The organism is Chitinophaga sp. G7 BAM 1005, assembly GCF_057126945.1.
Genome location: NZ_CP181478.1, coordinates 4,082,498 through 4,106,058 on the forward strand (window position 1 = coordinate 4,082,498; position 23,561 = coordinate 4,106,058).

18 protein-coding genes and 1 tRNA gene are annotated in these 23,561 nt (G+C 47.3%); 10 read left to right on the forward strand and 9 right to left on the reverse strand.

What is annotated here, in order from left to right; translation table 11 throughout:
- Positions 1–135 precede the first annotated feature (135 nt).
- The gene (locus ACMXI2_RS16145; RefSeq protein WP_483777125.1) at positions 136–3,372 is read left to right on the forward strand and encodes a glycosyltransferase family 117 protein; all 3,237 of its coding nucleotides are present in this window, start codon (positions 136–138) and stop codon (positions 3,370–3,372) included.
- A gap of 153 nt (positions 3,373–3,525) precedes the next feature.
- Here the strand turns inward: ACMXI2_RS16145 and ACMXI2_RS16150 are convergent, their stop codons facing one another.
- Positions 3,526–4,371: a sugar phosphate isomerase/epimerase family protein gene (locus ACMXI2_RS16150; protein ID WP_483777126.1), complete on the reverse strand. Its 846-nt coding sequence runs from the start codon at positions 4,369–4,371 to the stop codon at positions 3,526–3,528.
- A gap of 367 nt (positions 4,372–4,738) precedes the next feature.
- Here ACMXI2_RS16150 and ACMXI2_RS16155 point away from each other — a divergent pair, with 367 nt between their 5' ends.
- From ACMXI2_RS16155 to ACMXI2_RS16170, 4 genes are all read left to right on the forward strand, one after another.
- Complete coding sequence (locus tag ACMXI2_RS16155) at positions 4,739–5,833, forward strand: vWA domain-containing protein (RefSeq protein ID WP_483777127.1); 1,095 nt, start codon at positions 4,739–4,741, stop codon at positions 5,831–5,833.
- 81 nt (positions 5,834–5,914) lie between these two features.
- On the forward strand, positions 5,915–7,420 hold the full coding sequence (locus tag ACMXI2_RS16160) for a sigma 54-interacting transcriptional regulator (protein WP_483777128.1): 1,506 nt from the start codon (positions 5,915–5,917) through the stop codon (positions 7,418–7,420).
- Between the two features lie 458 nt (positions 7,421–7,878).
- Complete coding sequence (locus ACMXI2_RS16165; protein ID WP_483777129.1) at positions 7,879–9,201, forward strand: Gfo/Idh/MocA family protein; 1,323 nt, start codon at positions 7,879–7,881, stop codon at positions 9,199–9,201.
- A 49-nt stretch (positions 9,202–9,250) separates the two neighbouring features.
- A complete protein-coding gene (locus ACMXI2_RS16170) occupies positions 9,251–9,988 on the forward strand; it encodes a 3-keto-disaccharide hydrolase (protein WP_483777130.1) in 738 nt (245 codons plus the stop codon).
- 54 nt (positions 9,989–10,042) lie between these two features.
- Here the strand turns inward: ACMXI2_RS16170 and ACMXI2_RS16175 are convergent, their stop codons facing one another.
- Together ACMXI2_RS16175 and ACMXI2_RS16180 are read right to left on the reverse strand one after the other, a co-directional pair.
- Positions 10,043–10,537, reverse strand: coding sequence for a GNAT family N-acetyltransferase (locus tag ACMXI2_RS16175; protein ID WP_079472857.1), 495 nt, complete (start codon positions 10,535–10,537; stop codon positions 10,043–10,045).
- A gap of 474 nt (positions 10,538–11,011) precedes the next feature.
- Positions 11,012–11,082 (reverse strand) — tRNA-Cys (locus ACMXI2_RS16180).
- A gap of 197 nt (positions 11,083–11,279) precedes the next feature.
- Here ACMXI2_RS16180 and ACMXI2_RS16185 point away from each other — a divergent pair.
- Together ACMXI2_RS16185 and dapF are read left to right on the forward strand one after the other, a co-directional pair.
- Positions 11,280–12,158: a nucleoside phosphorylase gene (locus ACMXI2_RS16185; protein ID WP_483777131.1), complete on the forward strand. Its 879-nt coding sequence runs from the start codon at positions 11,280–11,282 to the stop codon at positions 12,156–12,158.
- Positions 12,159–12,206: 48 nt separating this feature from the next.
- Entirely contained in the window at positions 12,207–12,989 is a 783-nt protein-coding gene (gene dapF, locus ACMXI2_RS16190; protein WP_483777132.1) for a diaminopimelate epimerase, read from the forward strand.
- Between the two features lie 64 nt (positions 12,990–13,053).
- Here dapF and ACMXI2_RS16195 read toward each other — a convergent pair whose 3' ends face one another.
- Positions 13,054–14,553: a hypothetical protein gene (locus ACMXI2_RS16195; protein ID WP_483777133.1), complete on the reverse strand. Its 1,500-nt coding sequence runs from the start codon at positions 14,551–14,553 to the stop codon at positions 13,054–13,056.
- Positions 14,554–14,642: 89 nt separating this feature from the next.
- Between ACMXI2_RS16195 and ACMXI2_RS16200 the strand changes: the two genes are divergently transcribed.
- A complete protein-coding gene (locus ACMXI2_RS16200; RefSeq protein ID WP_079472853.1) occupies positions 14,643–15,581 on the forward strand; it encodes a magnesium transporter CorA family protein in 939 nt (312 codons plus the stop codon).
- A gap of 18 nt (positions 15,582–15,599) precedes the next feature.
- Positions 15,600–16,052, forward strand: coding sequence for an NUDIX domain-containing protein (locus ACMXI2_RS16205; RefSeq protein WP_483777134.1), 453 nt, complete (start codon positions 15,600–15,602; stop codon positions 16,050–16,052).
- A gap of 42 nt (positions 16,053–16,094) precedes the next feature.
- Here ACMXI2_RS16205 and ACMXI2_RS16210 read toward each other — a convergent pair whose 3' ends face one another.
- Positions 16,095–16,901, reverse strand: coding sequence for a queuosine precursor transporter (locus ACMXI2_RS16210; RefSeq protein WP_483777135.1), 807 nt, complete (start codon positions 16,899–16,901; stop codon positions 16,095–16,097).
- A 343-nt stretch (positions 16,902–17,244) separates the two neighbouring features.
- Here ACMXI2_RS16210 and ACMXI2_RS16215 point away from each other — a divergent pair, with 343 nt between their 5' ends.
- Entirely contained in the window at positions 17,245–19,776 is a 2,532-nt protein-coding gene (locus tag ACMXI2_RS16215) for a YfhO family protein (RefSeq protein ID WP_483777136.1), read from the forward strand.
- 72 nt (positions 19,777–19,848) lie between these two features.
- On the opposite strand, the gene ACMXI2_RS16220 is transcribed toward ACMXI2_RS16215, so the two are convergent.
- The 4 genes from ACMXI2_RS16220 to ACMXI2_RS16235 all read right to left on the reverse strand — a co-directional run bounded on the left by ACMXI2_RS16220 (position 19,849) and on the right by ACMXI2_RS16235 (position 23,559).
- A complete protein-coding gene (locus ACMXI2_RS16220; RefSeq protein WP_483777137.1) occupies positions 19,849–20,721 on the reverse strand; it encodes a glycosyltransferase family 2 protein in 873 nt (290 codons plus the stop codon).
- Positions 20,722–20,726: 5 nt separating this feature from the next.
- A complete protein-coding gene (locus ACMXI2_RS16225) occupies positions 20,727–21,443 on the reverse strand; it encodes a class I SAM-dependent methyltransferase (protein WP_483777138.1) in 717 nt (238 codons plus the stop codon).
- A 110-nt stretch (positions 21,444–21,553) separates the two neighbouring features.
- On the reverse strand, positions 21,554–22,309 hold the full coding sequence (locus ACMXI2_RS16230) for a glycosyltransferase family 2 protein (RefSeq protein WP_483777139.1): 756 nt from the start codon (positions 22,307–22,309) through the stop codon (positions 21,554–21,556).
- An 8-nt stretch (positions 22,310–22,317) separates the two neighbouring features.
- Positions 22,318–23,559 carry a glycosyltransferase gene (locus tag ACMXI2_RS16235; RefSeq protein ID WP_483777140.1) on the reverse strand — a complete coding sequence of 414 codons (1,242 nt, stop codon included), beginning with the start codon at positions 23,557–23,559 and terminating at the stop codon, positions 22,318–22,320.
- Between the last annotated feature and the right edge of the window lie 2 nt (positions 23,560–23,561).

The following is a 23,561-nucleotide window of genomic DNA, read 5'->3' on the forward strand; positions in this document are numbered from 1 at the left end:
AACTCCCATCCGGCGCCCGGATGCTGCTAGCCAAAGGCTAACAGCTAAAAAGATATTTACAAAAAGTTAAAACTGTTCACCAGATTAGCATAATTTGCTGTTTTTTATATTTTTGTCGGACCTTAAAACAACCTTATGAATTTTAAAAGGACCAACAACATGGTCGGCTGGGTCATCTGCATCATTGCCTGCTTTGTTTACATTAAAACGATGGAAGCTACAGGCAGCTTGTGGGACTGCGGCGAGTTTATTTCAAGTGCTTACAAAGTACAGATTCCCCATCCGCCCGGAGCGCCGTTGTTCGTGTTGCTTGGAAGATTGTTTAGTATGTTCCTGAAACCATCTCAGGCCGCCCTGGGCGTAAATACCATGACTGCCCTGGCCAGTGGTTTCACCATCCTGTTCCTGTTCTGGACTATTACCCACTTCGCACGCAGACTCATGGTGAAAGCCGGTGAAGAGATCTCCCGTGAAAAAATGATCGCTATCATGGGCGCAGGCGCCGTTGGCGCTTTAGCCTACACCTTCTCTGATTCATTCTGGTTTTCCGCTGTGGAAGGTGAAGTATATGGTATGTCCTCCTTCTTTACCGCCATCGTTTTCTGGGCCATCCTGAAATGGGAACATGAAGCCGATGAACCCTATGCGGACCGCTGGATCGTCCTTATCGGATACCTCCTCGGCCTCTCTATCGGCGTCCATCTGCTCAACCTCCTCACCATCCCCGCTATGGTAATGGTGTACTACTTCAGACGCTTTAAAGTAACCGGCTGGGGAACCTTCTGGGCCTTCATCATCGGTTGCGGTATCACCGGTCTCGTACAGAAATACCTCATCCAGGATACCGTAAAGGCATCCGGATATATGGACGTATTCTTCGTAAATAGCCTCGGAATGGGATACTTCTCCGGATTTATCTTCTATTTCGTACTCATCATAGCCCTGCTGGTAATCGGTTACCAGAAACCTAAATTCGGTATCTACGCACCTTTCATCGTTATCGCTACCATCATCCTGGTACCCGCATTTAACGAGGCAAGTGGCGGCGCTATCGCCTTCAAATTCTTACTGGCTGGTTTCTTTATAGCCATCCCATACCTGCTGAAAACAGTAGGCGTGAAAATGGATATATCCAAAACAGCACACTTCAGCCGGCTCACCATCTCCTTCGTGCTGTTCATGCTGGTAGGCTACTCTACTTATATTACCACTATGGTACGCTCTACTGCCAATCCTTCAGTAGATATGTACAACGTAGATAACCCCATCTCCCTGGTAGGTTACCTCGGTCGTGAACAATACGGCGACTTCCCGCTGGTATACGGCCAGGTGTTCACTGCCCGCCCAACCGGGTACAAAGAAGGCGGTAACATCTACGCACGCGGTGCCAAAAAATATGAAATCGCCGGCAAGAAAATGGAACCGGAATACGATCCGGCGGATATGATGCTCTTCCCGCGCGTTTGGGATGCCAGCAACGATCAGGGCCACGCCGATTACTACCGCACCTGGCTGGGCCTCCAGCAAGGTGAAAAACCAGGCTTTGGCGACAACCTCAAATTCTTCCTGCAATACCAGGTGAACTTCATGTATGCCCGCTACTTCCTCTGGAATTTCGCGGGTAAACAAAATGATACACAAGGCTATGGCAACGTACGTGACGGTAACTGGATCTCAGGTATTCCGTTTATCGATAACTTCTTATATGGCGACCAGTCCATGATACCAGACAGTCTGAAAGATAACAAGGCACACAACACCCTGTTCTTCCTGCCATTCATTCTTGGTGTCATCGGTTTCTTCTATCAATATAATAATCACCGTAAAGATACCCTCATCGTATCCCTCCTGTTCTTCTTCACAGGTTTCGCTATCGTCATCTACCTCAACCAGGCAGGTAACCAGCCGCGTGAACGTGACTACGCCTACGTAGGCTCCTTCTACGCATTTGCTATCTGGATCGGTTTAGGCGTATTGTCGGTATACAGCTTCCTCAAAAAGAGGATCAAAAGCGCTGTCACTCCCGTACTGGCCACTGCTATCTGCCTCCTCGCCGTACCGGTACTGATGGCCTTCCAGGAATGGGACGACCACGACCGCTCTACAAAATACGTAGCCAGGGACGTGGCCAAAGATTATCTGGAATCCTGCCAGAAAAATGCCATCCTGTTCACCGTCGGGGATAACGATACCTACCCGCTCTGGTACGCACAGGAAGTAGAAGGCATCCGCCCCGATATCAGGGTGATCAACCTCAGCCTCCTCGGGGTAGACTGGTACATCGATCAAATGCGCAGAGCCGTAAACGAAAGCCCTGCTATTCCGATGACCTGGTCTGCCGATAAATATAAAGGCGAAAACCGCAACTATATCCGCTTCTTTGATCCGGGAAATATTCCTGCCGACAAATACTTTAACCTGAAAGAAATCATGAACTTCATGGGAAGCGATGATGTAAACAGTAAAGTAACCACACAGGATGGCGGCGCAGAAAACTTCCTGCCTACCCGTCAGCTGTTTATTCCGGTCGACAAGCAGGCCATCCTCTCCAATGGCGTGGTGGCGGCGAAAGACAGTGCGAAGATCTTAGCTTCCATGCCTTTCAAAATCACCAAAAACTACCTGCTGAAAAATGACCTCGCAGTATATGATATCATCGCTGCCAACGACTGGAAACGGCCTATCTATTTCACCAGCCCTACCGATCTTGGCCTGAATGAATACATGCAAACCGATGGTCTTACCTACCACCTGGTGCCTTTGCCAAAAGCTACATCTACCGATCCGCTGGGCATGGACATCAATGCGAACGTAGGCGTGATGTATGATAACCTGATGCACAAATTTGAATTCGGTGGTGCTCAAACACGCGGTACCTACTTCGATGAGCCAAACAGGAAAATGATCATGTACCTACGTCAGGCATTTACCAAACTGTCGGTAGCCATGACACAGGAAGGAGCCGCCAAAGACAGCGCCCTCAACGTACTCCGCTACATGGACAAAAACATTATGGAAACCAACTTCCCGTATGCACTCACCACACCTGGTAACATGCACAACTATACTTCTATCCAAACCATCTACGCCTATTACATGGCCGGCGATGCGAAAAGAGCAGAAGAATTGTCGAACCAGGTGATTAAAGACTGTGAACAGCAGCTGCGCTACTATAGCTCCCTGCCGCCAAACAGGATGACTAACGATTTACAACGCGATGGTCAGAATGCACAACAGTTCATTACCTGGTTAAACCAGATGAAAGGTGAATTTGGTCCTAATGGTACAAGAAAAAATAAAGACGGCGCCGTACAGGTGAATACCGGCGATTCCAATGCAGTACCGCAAAGTGCTGCGGATTCCGCAAAGTAACCGTCACATACCCGATATAAAAAGGAAAGCCCATACCGGTTGGTATGGGCTTTCCTTTTTATATAATAAAGAAAACTACTCTGCTCTTAAAATCCGAAGATCCCGGCAAGGCCGTTATCTTCGGATCCGTCATCCAACAAGGATGATATGTTATTACAGGTTACTTACGATAGTTCTCCAGAAAGCAGCGCTGGCCTTCACTTCCGGAACATTGAAATCCCAGTGGTATTCATATTCCGCAGAAAACAAACCTTTGAATTGCTGGTTTTTCAGTGTTTCCAGCACTTTCGGCATCTGGCAAACACCATTACCCCAAACTACATCATGGGAATCAGGAGATTTGTCGTTCAGATCCTTGAAATGCAGGCTCACAATATGACCATTCAGCTTTTTGATACATTCTACCGGATCCAGTCCTGAGCGTACCCAGTGACCAATATCCGCACAGGCGCCCATTAATTTACTTCTGCCTTTAATCGCTTCCAACACCGTTTCAGGGCTCCAGTAACGGCTTGGTTTCGGGTGATCATGTATCGCCAGCTTAATCTGGTATTGATCACACAGGGAAGAAATCAGGTCCAGATCTTCCGGCTTGGGCTCGGAAGTAATGCTCTGGATTCCCATCCTGTTGGCAAAATCAAACAGCATACGCCATTCAGCAGCCGATTCCGGTACTACCACGCCAAAAGCCAGCAGCACTTTGTGCTTCTTCTTAAACAGCGCTTTTACCTCTTCCTGTTTGGAAGGCGGCATATGGTAATCAAATTTACCTTCAATACCACCACCAATCACCTGGCCAGGATATGCTTCCACGTACTGGATACCGCAGCTGTCCATTTTATCCAGCGCTTCCGCCAATGTAAAATGATTGAATGTCCACGCCTGCGCTCCCAGCTTCCATCCCAATGCATCTGCCCTGCTCTGGGCAGCTGCCGATTTTGCAAATAATGCAACCGCCAGGCCGCCTGCCAGCATCAATGCATTTCTCAATTTTTTCATATAGATATTTTTTTGATGATTGAAAGTAGTTGCTTTCAATCTAAAATGCAAGTTTTAAGCGAAGAAAAATCGTAGGGATCGCCTTCGGCGATTTTAAATTGTCTTGGAGCAGGATTACGCTGATTATACTGATTAGGATGATTTGATTATATTTTGATTATAATGGATTTTATAAAGGATTAAGGAAGATATAAGCGGATATTAGCTTTTATCTCTCTTAATAATTATTAATCATAAAAAAATCAAACATAATCAAATCATCCTAATCAGTATAATCAGCGTAATCCTGCTCCAAGACAATTTAAAATCGCCGAAGGCGATTCTCCGCGAAAAGTGGTAAATTTAATTCAGAAGATTGAGCTAAGCTATGAGAGGAATACAATTTACCAGGTTCAACCCGGACGAAAACAAAAAACCACCTTTCCAGAAACTACTGGACCTTTTCACCCAACTCCTCACCTACACCAGCGGAGACGTGTCAGAAGCCCTGCAATGGCTCACTGAGCTGGACAGCGAATATAATCTCTCCAGCCAGGAATACGGTATCGGCGATTTTATTCAGGAGCTGAAAGATAAAGGATACATCCGCGAAAACGAGGAAAGCGGCGCTATAGAAATTACTTCCAAAGGAGAACAAACCATCCGTAAAAACGCATTGGAAGAAATCTTCGGTAAACTGAAAAAATCAGCTACCGGCAATCATAATGTCCGCAAATCCGGCATGGGCGATGAACTCAACGCCGAAACACGCCCCTTCGAATTTGGCGACGGCGTTGATCAGCTGGACATTACCGCTTCCATCCGTAACGCGCAGATCAATCACGGTATAGACAGTTTCTCCATCAGCCAGGACGACCTGGAAGTAAAAGAAACCGACTTCAAAACACAAACGTCTACCGCCCTGATGATCGATATCTCCCATTCCATGATCCTTTACGGGGAAGATAGGATTACGCCCGCCAAAAAAGTAGCAATGGCCCTGGCAGAACTGATCACCACCCGATACCCGAAGGATACCCTCGACATCATTGTATTTGGAAATGACGCCTGGCAGATAGAAATCAAAGACCTTCCCTATCTGCAGGTAGGTCCCTTCCATACCAATACCGTGGCAGGGCTGGAACTGGCTATGGATCTGCTCCGCCGCAGGCGCAACCCGAACAAACAGATCTTTATGATCACAGATGGAAAACCCACCTGCCTGAAAATTGGATCACAGTATTATAAAAACAGCTTTGGCCTCGACAGGAAAATACTCAACCGTACCCTCAACCTGGCGGCCCAATGCAAAAAACTGAAAATACCCATCACCACTTTCATGGTAGCCACCGATCCGTGGCTCCAGAAGTTCGTAACAGAATTTACCGAAACCAACAGCGGTAAAGCCTTCTTTTCCGGCACCGATAAACTGGGACAGTTTCTTTTCCGCGATTTCGAAAGCGGCAAAAGAAAGTTTTATTAATAGTAAACAGCAGCATAGTGAAAACCGGATCTCCGCATCCGCTAAAAGCTACTGCCAATTTGTAATGCGTAATTATCAAAGATGAACACAAACATAAAAACACTAGGCGAACTCAAAAAAAGCGGCTATAAACCAGTTTCCGTAAAAGAAGAGATCAGGCGTAACCTGATCAAAAAATTAAAAGAAAAGGAAAGCACTTTCCCCGGCATCATTGGCTATGAAGATACTGTGATCCCCGATACAGAAAGAGCCCTGCTGTCAAGACATAATATCCTCTTCCTCGGTTTACGCGGTCAGGCGAAAACACGCATAGCCCGCCAGATGACCGAGCTGCTGGATGAATATATTCCCGTAGTGGAAGGATCTGAAGTAAATGATGATCCCTTTCACCCGCTCTCCCGCTATGCCAAAGACCTGATCGCCGAAAAAGGCGACCACACGCCCATCACCTGGCTCCACAGCAGCGCACGGTATGGTGAAAAACTGGCCACCCCGGACGTGTCCGTTGCCGACCTCGTGGGCGATATCGACCCTATCAAAGCCGCTAACCTGAAACTCAGCTACGCAGATGAAAGAGTGATTCACTTTGGTATCATCCCACGGTCAAACCGCGGCATCTTCGTGATCAACGAACTACCCGACCTCCAGGCACGCATACAGGTATCCCTGTTCAACATCCTCCAGGAAGGTGATATACAGATCAGGGGCTTTAAAGTGAGAATGCCGCTGGATATCCTGTTTATCTTCACGGCTAACCCGGAAGACTATACGAACCGCGGCTCTATCGTTACGCCGCTGAAAGACAGGATCGAAAGCCAGATCATTACCCACTACCCGAAAACAATAGAAAACTCCCTGCTTATCACAGAACAGGAAGCCGATATCCACGAAGAGCAACAGGCCAAAGTACAAATCGCCGATATGGTGAAACGCCTTATCGAACAGGTGTCCTTTGAAGCCCGCTCCAGCGAATACGTTGATAAGAAAAGCGGTGTGTCCGCCCGCTTAACCATCGCCGCCTACGAAAACGCGGTGAGCGCCGGCGAACGCCGCGCCATTATCAACAAGGAAAAGGAAACACAGGTGCGCATCGCCGATCTGCAGGCCATCATTCCTGCCATCACCGGGAAAATAGAACTGGTATACGAAGGCGAACAGGAAGGCCCGCTCCAGGTAGCTCATAACCTGCTCGACAAAGCCATCCGTACCCTCTTTGCCCTCTACTTCCCCAACCCGGACTCCTTTAAGAAAAAGAAAGCCGGCGCACCCGCTGAAAACCCCTACCGCAGCGTGATCCAGTGGTTCGACAAAGGTAATTCCGTTCAGCTCCTGCAGGATATCAGCGACAAACAATACGATGCTACCCTCAGTAAAGTAGAAGGTCTGAAAGATCTCATCAAAGCCCGCTTCCCGAAAGCCAACAGCAAAGAAGCCCTGCTGCTCATGGAGTTCGTACTGCATGGCCTCTCGTCCTACTCGCTCATCAGCAAAAAAGTGGTGGAAAACGAAACACGCTTCAGCGACCTGCTGGGCACTATGATGAACTTCAGCCTCGGCCGAGAAAGCGAAGAACCGGAGGAAGAATAGCGAGGGAAATCGCCTTCGGCGATGAAAATTGTCCTGGAGCAGGATTAAACTGATTACATAGATTACGCTGATTTTAGCTCTTTTATAACAAAGGCTCTTAGCTGCTTTCAACGTTTTCTTTTGATGGATGTTGATGTTCTTATTTAACTTAAAGTATTAATGCTCTTGTTTAGTATCGGCGTAATCATTCAGTGATTACGCCGATACTATTTTAAAATAATATTAAAATAGCAAGATAGATACCTTGCTCCCAAAAGCCCCCATCTAAAATATTCCAGTTCCCAAAGAAAAAAATAAAATCAGCGTAATCCATGTAGTCAGTTAAATCCTGCTCCAAGACAATTTTCATCGCCGAAGGCGATCCCCACCGCTCATAAAATCCGTACAAATAAATCCGCTTTTTTCCCTATTTTGTATTTTTAATTGTCAATTTAACAATTCCACAAACGTTTTATTACATGAATAATTCCCGTAGAAACTTTATCAAGTCTGCCTCCACGCTGATGGCCGGAGCAGGATTGGTGTCTGCACTGCCTGCCGGGCTACAGGCATTTCCACTGCGAACAGTAGCTGCCAGCGACCGGCTCAATGTCGCCGCCATCGGCATTAACGGCATGGGATGGGCAGACCTCACCTCCATGCTGAAAAACCCCGCCGCACAATGCGTTGCTCTCTGCGACGTGGACAAAAACGTGCTGGACAAGCGGGTGGCCGAACTCGCGCAAAAAGGCATCAAAGTAAAAGCCTACAGCGACTACCGCAAGCTCCTGGAAGATAAAAACATCGACGCCGTTGTTATCGGTACACCCGACCACTGGCACTGCCTGCAAATGACAGAGGCCTGCGCCGCCGGCAAAGACGTATATGTAGAAAAACCAATGGGCAACTCTATCATCGAATGCCGCTCAATGGTAGGCGCACAACAGAAATATAACCGCGCCGTACAGGTAGGTCAGTGGCAACGCAGCCAAAAACACTTCAGAGATGCCATCGAATTTGTACACTCGGGCAAACTGGGTAAAGTACGCCTGGTAAAAGCCTGGGCCTATATGGGCTGGATGAAATCCATTCCCGTAAAACCAGATGGCGCCCCGCCTGCAGGCGTGGATTACAAAGCCTGGCTGGGCCCCGCCACCACACGGCCTTTTAACCCCAACCGCTTCCACTTCAACTTCCGCTGGTATTGGGATTATGCAGGCGGCTTAATGACCGACTGGGGCGTGCATCTTCTCGACTACGCCCTGCTGGGCATGAAATCCGGCGCACCAAAATCCATCATGGCCGCAGGCGGCAAATTCGCCTACCCCGACGATGCAGCCGAAACTCCGGATACACTCACCACCGTTTATGAATTTGAAGACTATAACATCCAGTGGGAACAGGCCATAGGCATTGATGGCGGCCCTTACGGACGCGATCATGGTATTGCCTTCATTGGCAACAACGGTACGCTGGTGCTGGACCGCGGCGGTTGGGAAGTAATCCCCGAAAAAGGAAAAATGGAAGCCGTACCACGGCAAAAATCCGTCGATAACGGCCTCGACCTCCATACCACCAACTTTGTGGAAGTAGTAAAATCCAGGAAACTGGACGACCTCCACGCCTCCGTACAGGTGGGCTCTCTTGTGGCCACCACCGCGCAAATGGGTAATATCGCCTATCGCACCGGTAAAAAAGTGTACTGGGATCAGCAAACAGGTAAATTCACCGACAGCGATGCCAACAAACTGTTAGCAGCACAGTACCATAACGGGTACCATCTGCCTAACGTTACGGCCTGAACGAAAACATAGTTTAAATATCATCTACCCGAAAAAAAATAAAAGACACATGCGTACGTTATTGCTATCTGCCTGTACACTGCTTGCCGTTACCGCAGCAGCACAAAACAAGGAGCAGATGAAACCTGAGGCCACGGAAGTATGGGAACCGGTACCAAAAGTAATTACACCCGGCACCGAAACCCTTACGGCGCCGTCAGATGCCATCGTACTGTTTAATGGTAAGAACCTCGACAGCTGGGAATCGGAAAAAGGAGGCCCCGCCAAATGGGAAGTGAAAGACGATGCTATGACCGTTGTAAAAGGGGGTGGCGTTATCAAAACAAAAGAACAGTTTGAAGACTTCCAGCTGCATATCGAATGGCGTACCCCTGCTGAAGTAAAAGGCGAAAGCCAGGGCCGCGGCAACAGCGGTATCTTTATGCAGGAACAATACGAACTGCAGGTATTGGACAATTATAACAACCGCACCTACTCCAACGGACAGGCCGGCAGCTTCTACAAACAAAAAATTCCATTGGTAAATGCCTGCAAAAAACCAGGCGAATGGCAAACCTATGATGTGATCTGGACCGCTCCCCGATTTAACGGCAACGGTTCCCTGAAATCTCCTGCAAGAGCCACTGTACTGCAAAATGGCGTACTGGTGCAGAATAATGTGGAGCTGGAAGGTAAAACAGAATATATCGGCAAACCAACCTATGTAAAACACGGTGCTAAATCCATCGCACTGCAGGACCACGGAAATCCGGTAAGCTTCAGGAACATCTGGATAAGACCCCTGTAAGCCACCATCCTTTTATATGTTATGCAGCGGAGGAAATCCTCCGCTGCATTTTTTTTAAGTTAAACTATCCTCTTCAATGTTCAACGACAAATACACCGCATCGCTGATCGGATTATCATAATACGCAGCAATCGGCTGAAATCCGAGTGAAGTGTACAGATCAATTGCAGGACGCATATGCGCCAATGTATCCAGCAGGATCCGCTTGTATCCAAGCTCCCGGCTCTCTGCAATAGCTGCACTGGCAAGGGCTTTCCCAACGCCGTGTCCTTTAAATGCATCCTTTACGAAAAGACGCTTCATTTCCGCAGTAGCGGTACTGTCGTCAAATGACCGGATAGCCACACATCCGGCCAGCTGTCCATCTACCAACGCCAGGAACAATGCACCGGTTGGAGGCACATACACACCCGGCAGGTTCGCCAGCTCATCTTCAAATTGCTGAAAACTAAGATCAACATTTAGCCAATTGGCATATTCGCGAAAAAGCAGCTTCACCTGGTTCAGGTGCTTGGAATCTTCGGCGGTTACTTTAATAATCTCTGTCATAACCACTTCTTTTTAATGTATATAAAACGCAACAAGCCTTCTGCATGCAGAAGGCTTGTTGACCGGAAAATGATGGCAGCTCCATATTTTAATAGAAAATGCCGCCGATATCTTTATTATCAATTACACACGCTGTGTTTAGATAGCTATAGTAAATTATTGATAAATCTCTTGCCTTCTGATAACCTCACCTGCCTCTTGCGGGGTATGCAATATAATCTTTTGGATTGATATTTCAGCATACTTTTCATTATTTCTTTTTTACCTCTGAAGCCAGCCAGCAGTGGGCATCTCCGCATCAAGTCCACCTATACTCCGGGGATACTTCATGGATGCCCCGGGAATACGCCGGGTATACCACCATATCCCGCAGTGGCACATAAATATGCCCCTCTGTTATTGTTAAAATCCATTAAAGCCTTACCGGAAATGAAAAAGCCGCGTAAACCGCGGCTTTTGGAAGAAGATATGTAGAGGTTCCGAGCGGATTCGAACCGCTGTACGAGGTTTTGCAGACCTCTGCCTAGCCACTCGGCCACGGAACCATCAGTTTCAAAATGTTCGCCGTAAGTGCCCCACTGGCGTACATCTCATTCGTTTTGTGGGATTGCAAAAGTAGTGAATTTATAACAACCACCAAATATTATTTAAAAAATATCTGAAAAAATATTTTGATAATATAGCAGAACAAAGGAATATTGACACTGGAAATGTTGATTTGCGAATAATAAAAATTAGTATAATGAATAACAGTATTGCAGCATCAGAACTGATCATCAACAACCGCGGAGCCATCTATCATCTTGATGTAAGACCGGATGAACTGGCTCATACCATCATCACCGTAGGCGATCCTGACCGCGTAGGTGAAATAAGCAAACACTTTGATAAAATAGAAGGTAAATATCAGCACCGTGAATTTGTAACGCATACCGGCTATATCGGCAACAAACGACTCTCCGTGGTTTCTACCGGCATCGGCACCGATAATATCGATATCGTACTTAATGAACTGGACGCACTCGTAAATATAGATTTTGAAACACGCCAGGTAAAACCAACGCTCACTTCCCTGCAAATCATCCGCCTCGGCACTTCCGGCGCGCTGCAGGAAAACATACCGGTGGATAGCTTCGTGGTATCGTCGCACGGGCTTGGCCTCGACAATCTCATGAACTATTATGTATTCGAAAATACCAGCGCAGAAAAGCAATTGTTAGAGTCGTTCCGCGGACAGGTATTCCTCCAGCCCGGCGGCGCCAACCCCTGTCTCTTTGAAGCATCGGCAAAACTACAGGAACATTTCACAGATGGTTTTCATACAGGCATTACCGTTACCTGCCCGGGTTTTTATGCACCGCAGGGCCGCGTACTCCGGGGAGCCCTGTCTAATCCAGACCTGATCGATAAACTCACCAGCTTCAACTACGAACACCACCGCATCACCAATTTCGAAATGGAAACCTCCGGCATCTACGGCATGGGCCGCATACTGGGGCACGAATGCCTTTCCATAAGCGCCATCGTTGCCAACCGTATCCGCCAGGAATTCAGTAAAGACGGCGGCGCAGCAGTGGCAGCACTGATTGAAAAAGGACTGGGGATCATTGCGGCCATTTAACACCGGTATCGCTCCGCCAACTTCAGTTAATTTTTTATCTTTGTACCCATGCATAATATTCATTTCTATAAATATCAGGGAACCGGCAATGATTTTATCATCATGGATAACCGGGAAGGGCAATACGACTGGCTTACAGATGAACAGGTGAATGAACTCTGCGACCGCCGCTTCGGCATCGGCGCCGATGGCTTAATGCTGCTCAACAAAAGTGAAGACTACGACTTTGCCATGAAATATTACAACGCAGATGGCCGCGAAGGTACCATGTGCGGTAATGGAGGCAGATGCCTCGTAGCCTTTGCCAACAAAATGGGCGTAGGCGACGGCAACCTCTACTTTATTGCAGTCGACGGAGAACATGAAGCTACCATCGATGGCAGCAACTGGGTAAACCTGAAAATGCAGGATGTGGATGATGTGGAACATGGCCCCCTCTACTACTACCTCAATACCGGCTCCCCGCATTTTGTAAAATTTGTGGAAGATGTACAGGCAGTAGATGTGTTTAACGAAGGCCGTAGCATCCGCTACAACGACCGCTTTGCAGCAGAAGGCACCAATGTGAACTTTGTACAGAAATTTGAAAGCGGCATATTTGTACGGACCTACGAAAGAGGGGTGGAAGATGAAACCTACTCCTGTGGCACCGGCGTAACCGCCGCTGCACTCACTTTCGCAGGCGCCGCAGAAAAGGAATACATAGTGCCGGTACAAACTTTAGGCGGACAACTGGAAGTACGCTTCACCAAAACCAGTGAACGTACCTTTGAAAATATCTGGCTCTGTGGTCCTGCTACGCTGGTGTTTGAAGGCGAGATTTCTAAATAAGAAAAACTATAAATAAGAAAGCCGCTCAAACAATTGGGCGGCTTTCTTATTTATATCCGTAACCTTATTTTCTTCTGAACACCTTGTTGCCCACCTTACGCAAGGTAGCCGCAACAGTATGATTAATATCTTCCGATACCTGCATCAGCAATATAGCGCCGCCAAACAACACGAGGAACAACAGTCCGTGTACTACAATACTGATAAAAGGATTACCCAGGGGCGGAAGCAGGCTGCTGATATAATAAATCGTCACACTGGCTGCTACTGCCTTCAATGTGTTAATGGAAAATGGCTGCAGTCCAAAACGCTTCCGGATAAACAATAAGCGGATACCGTTAAACACAAACTGCGAGATCATCATGGAATAACCCGAACCCACCATACCATACTTCTTTATCAGGAAATAATTCAGTGGAATAGACAATATCACCAGCACAGTGGCCGAAGTAAGATCAAACCGCCAGAAACGGGAAGTAGCGAGTAACTGCTGATTCACCCCGGTGCCCATGTCAATAATCTTGGCAACACCCATAAAAAATACCAGGTACTTAGCCGAAGAATACGCGTGCGGCATAATCCGGTATATATCATCAATGTTGAGCCATATCTCCCAGAAAATAAAAAGCGCAGCTACCAGCTGTAAAATCGACGATTTCTTATAAATTTCATCAATCTTAGCCATGTTCTTATCCTTCCACGACTGGGCGATAATAGGTGTGGCAATAGAAGAAATACTCCTTTGCGGCACTTGTATCAGCTGGGCCATGTAAGTGGCAATGGTCATATACGCTGCCTCATCCAATCCGCTGATGCTCGCAATGATCAACGCCCCTATGTTCTGCGACAGGAGGTTAAAAATAGTCGCCGATGTAAGAGAAAACGCATAGATCATCATCCGCTTATACAGCCGGGATGTAACACTGCTCACCCTTATGGAGAAATACAACAGGTCCTTGCGCCAGAGATAAAAGAGCAACAGCACCAGCGCAATGATATACAGGAGGCTGAAAAGCCACATGAAAACAATAAAACTGATTAGCTTGAATACATACAGGCCAATAATGGCCGAAGTCATAATCCTGATTAGCAGTTCCTTCAGGAAGTTGGGTGCTACCGTTTCATGCCGCGACCAGCTATAGCTTTCAAATACCGAAAACAGTACAATCCCCGTCACAAAAGGATACAGGAAATAGAAGTATTCTATAAGCAGGGGCGACTTCGTTACATATTTCCTGACGATCAGATCCTTAAACACCACGGTCCCCACAAAGAACAACGCCAGCCCTATCAGGGTGGCAATTACCACCCAACCCATCAGGTCATTTTTCTTCTCCGGTAAATGATAGGCGTAGTAAGGATAAAACCGGTTGATCATCAAACCCGTGCTAAACGTGCAAAACGGCACCACAATCACCCCTATATCCCCTATGATCCGGGTTAACCCGAATTGATCCCCGCTGAAAAATACCGGAAACAGTAATAACGTATTGATCCCGCCTATCGCAAAGCCCAAATAAATCAACACCGACGACCGCAGACTCTGATGTTTTACAACTCCCATTTATATATAAAATATTTTAACTGTTTCCCGTTGCACAATATTACATCAAATGAAAACAGGATTCAACATTTTAACTACCTTTGCGCCCGATGATCCAGTATTTTACAAATATAGATTCCAAAACTGTAGAAATACACCAGCCGGAAAACGGTGCCTGGGTAAATATTACCCCCCCGCTTAAACAGGCTGAATTTGAACAGTTATCCGAGGAACTCGATATTCCCCTGGACTTCCTCACGGATTCCCTCGATATTGACGAAAAAGCCAGGTTTGAGCTGGAAGACAATGTAAAGCTCATTGTCCTGAAAACGCCGACCGAAAATAATTCGATCAACGAAAGCGAAGCCTATTACATCACCATCCCCATCGTAATTATCCTGACCCACCACCAGATCATTACGGTAAACTCCTTCGACAATACCGCCATCAAAAAGTTCCTGAATACTTTTCATAACCGCTCTCCTGAGAAAAGGAATATGATGGTCCTGAAAATATTTGAGAAAGTGGTCATCAATTTCCTCGATTACCTGAAGGAAATTAACCAGCGCAGGAACATGCTGGAGGCTAAATTATACGATTCCAACCGGAACGAGGAACTGCTGGGTATTATGCGTATCCAGAAAAGCCTGGTGTATTTTGTAACCGCCCTGCGTAGTAATGAGCTCCTGCTCATGAAGCTGGAACGGACCAATTTCCTGGGACTGAATGAAGATGAAAAAGAATTCCTGCAGGATCTGATCGTGGATACTTCCCAGGCGCTGGAAATGGCCAATGTGTATACGAACATCCTCAGCAGTACGATGGATGCCTTTGCCAGCATCATCTCCAACAACCTCAACGTGGTGATGAAGCGGCTTACCTCCATTACCATTATCCTTACATTTCCCATGCTGGTGGCCAGTATCTATGGCATGAACGTGGATATCCCCTACCAGCATACCCTTCACGCCTTCTATATACCGGTTATTTTGTCGATCGCTATTTCTGTAGTTATCAGCTGGTATTTTATGAAGAAGAAGTGGTTTTAGCCCTTTTTAAATAAGCATATGCAAACAGGATTTAACGTAAGAGTATACGGCATCATGATCAACGATCAGAAGCAGGTGCTGGTGAGCGACGAGTATATACGTGGGGGTTATTATACCAAATTCCCTGGCGGCGGCCTGGAATTTGGCGAAGGCACTCTGGAGTGCATCGTCCGCGAATGGCAGGAAGAACTGGACCAGGACGTAAAAGTGGTAGAACATATCTATACCACCGACTTCTTCCAGATCTCAGCTTTCGATAACGTTACACAGATCATTTCTATTTATTACCTCGTAACGCCGCTGTCGCCGTTCATTGCATCGGTAAGCACTACGCCGTTCGACTTTACCATACCGGAAGGCGTGGAAGAAGTGGAACGCGCCCGCTGGATCAGCTGGGATGAGTTTTCATCAATGGCCGTAACCCTGCCCATCGATAAAGTAGTGGCAGACATGGTAAAAGCAAAATACTAAAAAAGAAGGGGGCTGTTTGATCAAACAGCCCCCTTCTTTTTATCAGTTGTTAGTAACAGGTTCTTCAAACGGTTGCTCCTTACCCATCGCAGCCGCCTTCATCTGCTTAGCGGTATCATGCCCCAGGTAACGTTCAATCCGGTGTTCTATAAAATAAATCAACGGAGTAAGCGCCACCGCCACCACAAACTTATAGCTGTAGTTCACCAGGCATATAGCCAGTACCCGCTGCCAGCTCCAGTCGTTACCCAGCTTAAAGGCAATGTACAATACAATAAAGCTGTCTACCAGCTGCGATACAATGGTGGAACCGGTTGCCCTCAGCCATACATGCTTTTCGCCGGTACGCTTTTTAATTTTATGGAACACGGTCACATCCACGATCTGGCTTACCAGGAAAGCGGTTAAGCTGCCCAGGATGATCCACATACCCTGACCAAAAATGCTGGTAAAGGCATGCTGCATGTCGGGAATACCGGCATCTGCACGGCTGCCCTTCCACCAGCCATCGGCAGGCACGCTCATAGCTACCCAAAACATAATAAACGCATAGGAGATCAACCCCACGGCGATGTAAGAAATACGGCGCACTGCCTTCGGGCCAAAGTATTCATTCACAATATCCGTCATCACAAATTCCAGCGGCCATAACAGTACCCCAGCCGTTAAGGTATACGCCAATCCGCTTTCGCCAAACAGGGTGAAGGTATGCACAGGCAATCCCAGTAACTTCTCCAGGGAAAATAATTTACCGCCAATACATTCTGCAATCAGCGCATTCGCCACAAAGAAGCTGGTAAATATCACGAACAGTTTGGTGGGCTTATCGTTTAACAGATTTCTGAGCATTAGTAATTAACTATAAGTTGAAATACAAGGATAGCAATATTGAACAAATATAACCAGGGCGGTAATGTTTTCCATTGTATTTTTTTTAACAATAATAACACACCCGCCAGCATACATAAAAAGGCATTCAACGGAAAAGCAATGCCCACACCCAATACCAGTATATGATTCACCACGTTATCAAAAGAATGGTCATAAGCTGTAATGCGCAGGATTTCACTGATTATAAAGCACAGATTGCATATAAATGCAAATTTTAAGAGAAACCGGATCCAGCGCATATTGAAATTTCGGATAAATTACAGTTATTTTTGTTTCTTTAAAACTAAATCCAAGATATCCGATGAAGCAAAACTGGCTAAAAGCCATTCTTCCACATGTTGCAGCAATAGGGCTCTTCCTCCTGCTGGCATTTGTTTATTGCGCTCCTGTCCTTGAAGGCAAGGTGGTGAATCAGAGCGACATGAAGAATGTAAAAGGAATGGCGAAAGAGGCAAAGGACTTTTATGAAGCAACCGGCGAACGTCCGTTATGGACCAACAGTATGTTTGCCGGGATGCCCTCCTATGTGATATATACGGGTCCGGGCGCCAATAAAATAGCGTACATGAATAGAATTGTGACGCTGTATACGCCGGATCCTGTTAATATGCTGTTCCTGGCCATGATATCCATGTACCTGCTTCTCTGTATACTGGATTTCAAATACTGGATCCGGGTAATGGGAGCCATCGCTTTTGCTTTCTGCTCCTATAATGTGATCCTCATCGATGTGGGTCACGTTACCAAGATGTACGATATCGCCCTGATGCCCGCTGTACTCGCAGGCATTGTGCTCACCTACCGCGGTCGCCTGATCACCGGCGCTGCGTTAACAGCCCTGGCCACCGCCATGCTGATCTATAATAACCACCTGCAAATCATCTACTACACATTGATCATGGTGCTTTGCCTGGCCGTGTGTGCATTTATACATTTTTTCCGGGAGAAACAACTGCTCCAGTTCTTCAAAGCTTCGGCCTTACTCGCCGTAGCCGGCGTTTTGGCGGTACTCACTTCTATGGACAGCCTGATGATCCTGCGTGAATACACCGACTACACCATGCGTGGCAGCAAATCGGAACTCACCCTGGACAAAGATGATGTAAACCAGAAGAAGTCCACCGGCCTGGATATTGATTACGCATACGACTGGAGCTATGGTAAAGCAGAATCGGGTACACTCCTGATCCCCGGCTATGTGGGTAACTCCTCCGGCCAGAAGCTGAAGGTAAGCTCCAACTTCGGTCAGCAAATGATCAGTCTTGGCGCGGCCGAGCCGCAGGTGGAACAGTTCCTGAGCCAGCAGAAATTACCGCTCTACTACGGCGCCCAGTCGAAAGGTACTTCCGGCCCGGTATATGTAGGTGCTATCATCTGCTTCCTTTTCATACTATCGTTACTGTTAGTGAAGAGCTGGCATAAGTGGTGGCTGATCGCTGTAACGGTGATCGGCTTTATACTGGCATGGGGTAAAAACCTGGCGTTTATCAACGATCCATTGTTCTACAACCTGCCGCTGTATAATAAATTCCGCGCACCGGCGCAAGCACTGGTACTGCCATCACTCACCTTTGTAGTACTGGCCTGCTGGGGCTTACAGGAAATTGCCAATGGCAAACATACTACCAAAGAACTGCTGAAAAAATTGAAAGAATCTGCACTGATCACCGGTGCATGTATCCTCGGTTTTGTCCTCATCAGCTACTTCTTCGTGGGCTTCAAATCCGCCAGCGACGATAACATGCTGCAATATTTCGCCCAAATGATGGGGGGGGAGGAAAACGGTAAGCTTCTTATCCGCGCCCTCGAGAAAGACCGCGCCAGCCTGTTGCTGACAGACGCTTTCCGCTCTGCGTTCTTTATCCTGGTGGCTGCCGGCGCTATATGGGCTTTCCTCGTAAACAAAATGAAATGGCAGGTAGCGGCCATCGTTATCACCGCAGCCGTTACCATCGATCTGTGGCAGGTAGATAAAAACTACCTCGGCAGCGAAAGCTTTGTGGATGATATGAGCTACATGCAGGACCTGCAGCCGTCCCCTGCCGATCTTCAAATCAAACAAGACCCGGACCCATACTACCGCGTATTCAATCTTACCACCTCTCCGTTTGATGATGCATCCCCTTCTTACTTCCACAAAAATATCGGCGGCTACAGCCCCGCTAAATTGTGGATCTACCAGGATCTCATCTCTCACCAGATCGCCAAAAACAATATGCATGTGCTGAACATGCTCAACACAAAATACTTTATCGTACCCGATCAGAAAACAGGTCAGCCGGTAGCACAACGTAATCCGGATGCCTATGGTAATGCATGGTTTGTACGTGATATCGTATGGGCGCCCGATGCCAATACAGAAATGAAAACGCTGGATGCGCTGAATACCCGCGACTCCGCAGTGATCGACAAACGGTTTGAAAAACAACTGGGCAGCTTCAGGCCAGGCGCCGATAGCACCGCTGCCATCAAACTCACCAAATACGGACTGAATAAACTGGAATACACTTCCCGCAACAGCCAGGAAGGTTTCGGCGTATTCTCTGAAATATACTACCCTGCCGGATGGAACGCATTTATCGATGGCAAACCCACTGATATTATCCGCACCGACTATGCACTGCGCGGACTGAAAATACCCGCGGGAGAGCATAAGATAGAAATGAAATTTGAGCCGCAAACATTCCTGAAAGGACTGAAAATAGCCAATATCACTTCTGTACTCCTGCTCCTGCTGGTAGCGGCTTCCCTCGTCTTTGAGGTGATCAGGCAAAACAAAACAGGCGTTGTACCGGAACCCGTGACTCCGCAAAAACCTGCTGCTAAAAAATAAGCATTGTAATATTATATAAAAGAAGAAGGGCGGAAAATCATCTCCGCCCTTCTTCTTTTATATAATATTTTGTTATTGTTCGCTTCTGCCTTTTTTTACCACCGGGTAAAGTGATATCAAACCCGTATAAGTGCGGATGATTTTCCACGCATTGCCCCATTTCAGCTTCGCTAATGCCAGCAAGAACGGCTTTCCCAGGTCTTTCAACGCTTTCAGATAAGCTACAAAGAGATTTCTTCTTCGTATATCCATTAAGGTAACCAAACCGTACACCTTGTAATGTTTAATGATCATCTCTTCGGTTTCCTTACGGGCGTGGCGGTCGTGGCAAATGGTTACTGCCGGGCATACACCTATCTTAAACCCGTAGTAAAGTACCCGCTGCGCTAAATTATTATCTTCTCCATAATGAAAAAATACCGGGTGAAACAACCCCGCTTTTTCCAGACAGGCTCTACTCATCATCCAGGCGGCGGCATTTACAAACTCCACGGGGTATATGTCCTTTGCCGGTTCTCCAGGCGCAGGTTGACTGGCACTGTAATACTGTGCGAACCCTGCATCCATACCACTGTAGTCGCCACTCAGATGTACCGGGCTTACTATCCCGTATTCCGGGTATTGCTCCATTACATTGATCAGCACCGCAATAGTATTCCCTTCTGTCCAGGCATCCTGGTTCAGCAGGAAAACATAATCTGCTCCCTGCTGCAATGCCTGTTTAATAGCCATATTATTGGCCTGTCCAAATCCCAGGTTCCTGCCCGAACGGATCAGCGTTACTTCCGGGTAATCCGCTTCCAGCATAGGAATGGTAGCATCTGTTGAGCCATTATCCACCACGATTGTTTGCACCGGATAACTGCCCGACCGTAAACTGCCAAAGCATTGATGTATCCACTTCGCTCCGTTATAGGTGACAATAACAACAAATACCTTTTTCATTCCGGCTATTTTCTGTATTTCTCTTGCAGGAATTCAAAGAAGTAATGGGAAGGTTTTAAGTTAATCAGTTCATACCGTTTCTTTTCAAGATCGGCATAGCTCATGGCTTCAATGGCCGGTATGCTCACGTCCAGCACACTTTCCGGAGTGCCTTTGGTAATAACGCCGATGCCCCAGTCGCTGTCGATGGTAAACACCTGCAAATCCTTACGGGTGCGCAGCATGGCAATCGACTTCCACACATCGCCGGTCCAGGCGCCGGTCCAGTCAGGAATTTCCCCTCTTTCAGCCTTTGCCAGCACTTCCTGTTGTGAAGCTCCTACCGGCGATTCGCAGGCAGCATTGGGAGGATTCACATCATGCACCACAATAAAACCACCGTCGTTCAGGAATTCCAGGCAGTTAACGATATCCTGGTAACATTGCTTGTAAGTATGTAAACCATCTACAAATGCTACATCAATACCATCCCGGCGAAGCATCTCTTTTTGATCTGCGAAAAACTGGTCGCTGGTTACCTGGAAGTATTTGGCATTGCCCGGTCTCAGCTTTGTGCGTAACCAGGCCCTGAAGGAAAACCTGAATTCAGGATCAACAGCAATTTTTGCTTTTACCGGCGCATTCAGTGAAAAGAACACATATCCGGTATCTACTCCTATTTCAACGTAAACTTTGGCCTTTGTTCTCTGCAACAAAGATTTAATGACAGCAATGCGATTCATTATAATGGTTTAATTTTTTAAATCATTCACTTTCCGCAGAAAGACGACCTTCACAAGATAGACATCATTTTCAATATACGATATCCGTTGTGGTTCATTTTACGGAACAATCAGTACTTTTTGCGAACCAGGTACCTGCCTGCGATAAACAGGTGATTCACCAGGTTGGCCAGCTTACCGTAATAGTGGTTCAATATCCTGTAACGCTCCCTCCACGCCAGTTGCTGGTGCTGCTTGGACGTACCGCCCACCCTGAACCTTGCCACTACCAGGTGCGTGTTACATATTTTGCGCGATGCCTTTAATGTACGGATCATCCAGTCAATATCCGCGCAAACCCGGTACTGCAAATCGTATAACGGACTCAAACTGCGGCGGATCACATATGCCTGGTGCGATACCACCATGCCATGTTTCAGGCTTTTCCAGGTCAGTTGCTCCGGCACCCTGTGCGGTGTTTGTTCAGATCTCAACCCAATGTCCTGCCCGTCCCCATCCATAAACATGGCTTCTCCGTAATACACATCGGCATCTTCGCAGGTGGCGAACATTTTGCTGACCACATCGGGTGCTGCCAGTACATCGTCCGCATTGAGAAACAACAGGTACCCGCCTGTAGCAAGTTGCATGCCTTTATTCATGGCATCGTACAAACCATTATCTTTTTCAGAGATCACCGTGGCAATACGGGAGCGGTATTTTTCGATCACCCCTATTGTATTATCGAGCGAACCGCCGTCTACAATGATGTATTCAATGTGCGGGTAAGTTTGCGCCAGCACACTCTGAATGGTATTCTCAATAAATTTCTCAGCATTAAAACACACCGTAATGATGCTTAATACCGGCGAAGATGCTTTGTTCATGTATCTTATTATTGCGGGTTCCTGACCACTGATTGAAACAGGTGAAAGTACTGTCCGGCTACTACTTTCATTCCAAAATACTGTTCTGTAAATGTTCTGGCCGCTTTGCCAAACTGCCGGCAGGTATCCGGCTGGTTCAGCAGCAGCAGCGTTTTTGCGGCAAACTCTTGCTGGTTACCGGGTGCAACCACATATCCCGTTACGCCTTCCTGCACTATTTCCCGGCATCCGCCTACATCAAAAGTAATACAGGCCGTTTCACAACTACCGGCCTCTATCAGCACATTGGGCAGGTTATCCGCCTTGGTGGGATAAAAGAAGATATCACTGGCACTGTAACATTGCATCATTTTCTCTGTTTCCTTCACATAACCGGTATACACACATTCCAGGTGTTTAAATGTTCCGGGCAGCTGGTCCTTACCTATCATCAGCAGGTACACTTTCCGGTCCAGCTGTGCATCCAGCAGGTGTAAAATATGCAGCAGTTCTGCGCCGCCTTTAAACTCGCTGTTAAACAGCCGCTCGGAAACAAAAGTGATCACGGAGGCATCTCCCGGAAGGCCCAGTGCCTGGCGGGAGGCGGCTTTATCCTGCGGCCGGAAATAATCCGTGTCGATAGGATTCGGAATGTGATACAGCGGTTTGTTCTTTGTAAGCGGACTTTCAGCGGTCATGTTATACAACCACCGCGAAGGCGAAACAATATGCAGGTCACTGCCTGCATACAGCTTTTGTTTTCGCTTCATGAGATAATTGCCGGTAGGCAATCCCATAGCGGGAGCGCGTTTGTGCTCCCCTTTGCCGGCCACCCCGCTTTTCCAGGCAGTGTCGCCGAAGGTATGCGCCGCGTTGCCCGTGATGGCCCACATATCATGCAGGGTCCATACAATAGGGGCTATAGCGGATAAGCGCGGTAATAAGGTGGCGTCAAAATATCCGCCGTGAATATTATGCAGACTGATCACATCAGGCTGATAAGCCTGTGCATGCCGCATGATGGCAGAAGTGGAAAAAGGAAAATATAAATATTGTAATCCTGCCCGGTTACTCAGTACATTAAGACCTCTTTCAATAACATTCCGCACCGCACCCGGACGGGTAGCAGTAGCGCGGGAAGAAGCGGTATGGGTGCCCACCAGGAAATCATTGACGGTATGATAATACTCCGCCAGCCCGGCTGCGATCCTCTGCGCCGCTATGGCAGCGCCGCCGCTGTTCTCATATTTATTGATAAAAAGTACTTTCACCG

Coding starts and splice junctions, on each gene's coding strand:
- ACMXI2_RS16210 (WP_483777135.1), bottom strand. CDS start 16,901: ATGCTCAGAAATCTGTTAAACGATAAGCCCACCAAACTGTTCGTGATA.
- ACMXI2_RS16150 (WP_483777126.1), bottom strand. CDS start 4,371: ATGAAAAAATTGAGAAATGCATTGATGCTGGCAGGCGGCCTGGCGGTT.
- ACMXI2_RS16165 (WP_483777129.1), top strand. CDS start 7,879: ATGAATAATTCCCGTAGAAACTTTATCAAGTCTGCCTCCACGCTGATG.
- ACMXI2_RS16170 (WP_483777130.1), top strand. CDS start 9,251: ATGCGTACGTTATTGCTATCTGCCTGTACACTGCTTGCCGTTACCGCA.
- ACMXI2_RS16145 (WP_483777125.1), top strand. CDS start 136: ATGAATTTTAAAAGGACCAACAACATGGTCGGCTGGGTCATCTGCATC.
- dapF (WP_483777132.1), top strand. CDS start 12,207: ATGCATAATATTCATTTCTATAAATATCAGGGAACCGGCAATGATTTT.
- ACMXI2_RS16200 (WP_079472853.1), top strand. CDS start 14,643: ATGATCCAGTATTTTACAAATATAGATTCCAAAACTGTAGAAATACAC.
- ACMXI2_RS16160 (WP_483777128.1), top strand. CDS start 5,915: ATGAACACAAACATAAAAACACTAGGCGAACTCAAAAAAAGCGGCTAT.
- ACMXI2_RS16220 (WP_483777137.1), bottom strand. CDS start 20,721: ATGAAAAAGGTATTTGTTGTTATTGTCACCTATAACGGAGCGAAGTGG.
- ACMXI2_RS16195 (WP_483777133.1), bottom strand. CDS start 14,553: ATGGGAGTTGTAAAACATCAGAGTCTGCGGTCGTCGGTGTTGATTTAT.
- ACMXI2_RS16175 (WP_079472857.1), bottom strand. CDS start 10,537: ATGACAGAGATTATTAAAGTAACCGCCGAAGATTCCAAGCACCTGAAC.
- ACMXI2_RS16155 (WP_483777127.1), top strand. CDS start 4,739: ATGAGAGGAATACAATTTACCAGGTTCAACCCGGACGAAAACAAAAAA.
- ACMXI2_RS16205 (WP_483777134.1), top strand. CDS start 15,600: ATGCAAACAGGATTTAACGTAAGAGTATACGGCATCATGATCAACGAT.
- ACMXI2_RS16230 (WP_483777139.1), bottom strand. CDS start 22,309: ATGAACAAAGCATCTTCGCCGGTATTAAGCATCATTACGGTGTGTTTT.
- ACMXI2_RS16185 (WP_483777131.1), top strand. CDS start 11,280: ATGAATAACAGTATTGCAGCATCAGAACTGATCATCAACAACCGCGGA.
- ACMXI2_RS16225 (WP_483777138.1), bottom strand. CDS start 21,443: ATGAATCGCATTGCTGTCATTAAATCTTTGTTGCAGAGAACAAAGGCC.
- ACMXI2_RS16215 (WP_483777136.1), top strand. CDS start 17,245: ATGAAGCAAAACTGGCTAAAAGCCATTCTTCCACATGTTGCAGCAATA.